The organism is Candidatus Culexarchaeum yellowstonense (assembly GCF_024707025.1).
Taxonomy (GTDB): Archaea; Thermoproteota; Methanomethylicia; order Culexarchaeales; family Culexarchaeaceae; genus Culexarchaeum.
The window spans coordinates 1-3,622 of sequence record NZ_JANGFQ010000126.1; the positions used below are offsets into that span (position 1 = coordinate 1).

The following is a 3,622-nucleotide window of genomic DNA, read 5'->3' on the forward strand; positions in this document are numbered from 1 at the left end:
GACTATGCTGTTGAAGCCAATATTACTGAAGTCTACTTAAGCTTCTACATACACTACCCTGGTGGAGTTGAAGGTATAAGTTGTCTTGACGACCCTGAATGTATAGGGAAATTTAAGGAGTATCTTGAAAAGGCATCTGTAATGGCAATAAATATGCCCATTAGACTATGGGCTCCCAACACATCATCATACACTTCGAGAAACTGCCCCTTCACATTTAACAAAGCACTTTTCATTAGAGTGGATGGGAAGATAACGCCATGCATGTACATGGCTTACACATGGTCAACAATTATAAGGGGGGTTAAAAGGAGGATTCATGAATTCATAATTGGAGATGCTCTTCATGAAAACTTGGCTGATGTATGGAAGAGGAACTATAACATGTACTTCAAACTATACTTCAACTATATGCCCTCATGCATAGATTGCGAACTTGTAAATTGGTGTAGCTACACATTAAGCTCACATGTAGACTGCTGGGGTAACATACCAAACTGTGCTCACTGCCCATACCACTACAAGTTCTCATACTGCCCATTGTAGTTACCCAGAATGTAAAGCCTTTAATCATCTGAAAAAGATATCAGTAAACCATAACATCATAGCTGATTTCGTTTAGAAAAATCCTTCGAAACAATGTTATAAAATAAAGATTTATCACTATATTGTTAGCGCTTCCTCTATCTCTTTCCCAAGTATTAGTTTTATTCCATACTTTTCTGCTAGTTCTTTCAATGTTTTTGAAGCTTCTTCTACAACCCTTGCAACTGATAGTACTACCATTTCCGGCTTTCTACCATACCTTTCTTCAACTATTTTTGTGCGTATTAGAAGTTTCTCAATCTCTCTCCTTGCTTCTTCAATGCTTCTTACACTTACAGTTGCTTCCCCCACTATTAAGGGTTTTTCGCAGAATAGGTTTATCTCCACTGCCTCACCATTGTATACTAGGATTTTCCTTTCAACTTTTGCGTCAAGATAGCCCATTTCTTCAAGCATTAATTGTAGGAAGGATGCTGCATGATCTTGGAATGCCACTCCTATGGATGCTTTAAGGTCTCTGAACCCTGAAATCATGTATTTCCTCATTCTATCATAATTTATTCTGAGGAATTTCACTTCCTCCCAAAGTCTATTCTGACTTTCCCAAAGCTTATTTTGATTCTCCCACAATTTGTTTTGACTTTCCCTTAAAGCCTTAACTTCTTCCCATAGTTTATTCTGTCCTTCTCTTAATGATTTGATTTCCTCCCAAAGTCTATTTTGGTTTTCCCAAAGTTTATTTTGATTCTCCCAAAGCTTATTCTGCCCTCTCTCCAGTATGTCAAGTCTCTTAAGAATTTCGGACAACCCTATATAGCCTGCTACGATATAACGAAATTCAATATCCCTTTCAAGTAGTTCAATGAATTCCCTCTTAAGCTTTTCAGACATATATCAACTCACTTCAAAATCATTCTACTCAAAATCTTATTTAAATGTTAGCTATTTAAGTAAATTATACTTCATCTAGTTTCATATCTCCATAATTTCTTTGGGATTGTTATTTCATCAGTATGATTATATTCACATGATTTTAGAAGTGTAAGTGTTACCATTCATTCTATGGAAAACTTTAATTGCTAGATGGTATCAGTGATGAACGGTTGAAGATTATGAGTAAGGGAGTTATACAAGCAAATTACGTTTGGCTTAATGGAAAGCTTGTGGAATGGGAGAATGCGAAGGTTCATGTATTAGCTCAAGGAATTCATTATGGAATTGGAGTATTTGAGGGTATAAGAGGATATTATGATAATGATTGTATTAAGATATTTAGACTTGAAGATCACATGAAAAGATTCTTAAAGTCTGCTAAGATAATCCATTTGGAAATACCATATACCTTAGATGCATTGATAAACGCTGTTATAGAGGTCGTTAAGGCAAACAACTTTAAAACAGACATATACATAAGGCCAGTGGCATTTAGAGGTCCTGGAAGCATTGGGGTTAGAGCTAAAAATCCAGTTGAAGTGGCAGTAATAGCCTTTGAATTTGGTAAATACTTAAAGCCCACGGGGGTTAAGTGTAAAATTTCAAGTTGGAGAAAGCCTCCAGCAGACTCCCTCCCAGTATATGCAAAGATTGCAGCCATGTACCTACTCTACCATCTAGCTGCTGTAGAAGCAAACAACTGTGGATTTGATGAAGCAATACTACTAGATAGTGAAGGCTATGTTGCTGAAGGATCAGGGGAAAACATATTCATAGTTAAAGATGGAGTACTGATAACGCCGCCAACATATGGTGCAATATTGGAGGGGATAACTAGGGACACAATAATGAAAATTGCCACAGAAATTCTTGGAATGAAAGTTGTTGAGAGGAGAATTAAGAGGGAGGAGCTCTATACTGCTGATGAAGCATTCTTCACAGGAACAGCTGCAGAAATAACACCAATAGTGGAAGTAGACAATAGAATTATTGGGGATGGCCAAATAGGTAAAGTAACATCACAACTCATGGAACTATATCAAAAGATCGTTAGAGGAAAAATAGAGAAGTATGGGAGATGGATTACAGAAGTCAAGTAAACTAAACTCACTCCTAAAACATTTATTATTTTTATCTTAATAATCCAGATATTCGATGAAAACTAGTCTTATAATAGTAGTTTAAAAGGAAGTTTATTAGCATGAAAATGGCATTGTATTTTATGGTGGAGTGAGTGAGTTACGAAAGGTATAGGGATTGGTTTGAAGAAGCTATTGACGATTTTGAAGCAGCCACTGAATTATTTAAGGTTGGGAAGTGGAGTAAAGTTTGCTTTCTCTCCCATCAAGCAGTGGAGAAGGCTTTAAAGTCTCTAATGATCAAAGAGCTCAACATATATAGGCATACACATAGCATCGCAGAACTTTTGAGGGAAATAGGCAATAGAATTGAATTCCCCAAGAATTAAGGGATCAAGCAAGCAGACTAGATAGATATTACATACCAACAAGATATCCCAATGCATGGCCAGCCCTCCCACCACATAAACATTATTCAAAGGAGGAAGCTTTAAACATTGCAAGGAGCGTGATAGATTTTGTCAAGAAAAGATTTTAATGATATTCTGAAATGTGAAGGTGTAAGAGATCTTGCTGAAGATTTGAAAGAATTGATTAATGAGCTTGTAAGGGAATTTAAACCATTGAAAATCATATTAACAGGATCCCTTGCCAGAGGGAGATTCGTGAGGGGGTTAAGTGATATAGACATACTAGTTATAGTAGATGAAGTAAAATCTAAGGATAGATTCATGCTTAAAACTGTTAAAGATGTTGATGTAGAAATAACTGTTATCTCTAAAGATGAATTTGAAAAGGCAATTAACATGGGAAGAGAATTCTACATTGAAGCAATAAAGTGGGGTATAATAGTGCATCAACAATGCTGAAGACTGTTAAATGGAAAGCTTCTTATTTTCAACAATTCAATAATCATACGAAGCCTAAATGATGACCATTAACGACATAATCTCAGATATACCCATAACATTAATAATGTTGGTATGGGTTGTCTTTGTGATCATGTATTTGGCTAAGTGGACCTATAATTATGCTGTAGCTCATGGTAGGACACCACACTCAGC

Annotated in this window: 6 protein-coding genes; 5 read left to right on the forward strand and 1 reads right to left on the reverse strand. The window is 36.1% G+C overall.

What is annotated here, in order from left to right; genetic code table 11:
* A partial coding sequence (locus MRT15_RS09435) for an SPASM domain-containing protein (RefSeq protein ID WP_304329839.1) occupies positions 1-546 on the forward strand: 546 nt, incomplete at its 5' end.
* 117 nt (positions 547-663) lie between these two features.
* Here the strand turns inward: MRT15_RS09435 and MRT15_RS09440 are convergent.
* Positions 664-1,437 (reverse strand): hypothetical protein, encoded by a 774-nt coding sequence (locus tag MRT15_RS09440; protein ID WP_304329840.1) that lies wholly within the window; start codon positions 1,435-1,437, stop codon positions 664-666.
* Positions 1,438-1,658: 221 nt separating this feature from the next.
* On the opposite strand from MRT15_RS09440, the gene MRT15_RS09445 reads away from it, so the two are divergent.
* The 4 genes from MRT15_RS09445 to MRT15_RS09455 all read left to right on the forward strand — a co-directional run bounded on the left by MRT15_RS09445 (position 1,659) and on the right by MRT15_RS09455 (position 3,427).
* Complete coding sequence (locus tag MRT15_RS09445) at positions 1,659-2,579, forward strand: branched-chain amino acid transaminase (RefSeq protein WP_304329841.1); 921 nt, start codon at positions 1,659-1,661, stop codon at positions 2,577-2,579.
* A gap of 134 nt (positions 2,580-2,713) precedes the next feature.
* Positions 2,714-2,947 (forward strand): HEPN domain-containing protein, encoded by a 234-nt coding sequence (locus MRT15_RS09450; RefSeq protein WP_304329842.1) that lies wholly within the window; start codon positions 2,714-2,716, stop codon positions 2,945-2,947.
* A gap of 32 nt (positions 2,948-2,979) precedes the next feature.
* Positions 2,980-3,096 carry a hypothetical protein gene (locus tag MRT15_RS12615; RefSeq protein WP_369684969.1) on the forward strand — a complete coding sequence of 39 codons (117 nt, stop codon included), beginning with the start codon at positions 2,980-2,982 and terminating at the stop codon, positions 3,094-3,096.
* The gene (locus MRT15_RS09455; RefSeq protein WP_304329843.1) at positions 3,077-3,427 is read left to right on the forward strand and encodes a nucleotidyltransferase domain-containing protein; all 351 of its coding nucleotides are present in this window, start codon (positions 3,077-3,079) and stop codon (positions 3,425-3,427) included. Before MRT15_RS12615 ends, MRT15_RS09455 begins: the two co-directional genes overlap by 20 nt.
* The last annotated feature ends 195 nt before the right edge of the window (positions 3,428-3,622 follow it).

Excerpts from the sequence above, each read along its gene's own strand:
- MRT15_RS09440 (WP_304329840.1), bottom strand. The coding sequence starts at position 1,437 with ATGTCTGAAAAGCTTAAGAGGGAATTCATTGAACTACTTGAAAGGGAT.
- MRT15_RS09445 (WP_304329841.1), top strand. The coding sequence starts at position 1,659 with ATGAGTAAGGGAGTTATACAAGCAAATTACGTTTGGCTTAATGGAAAG.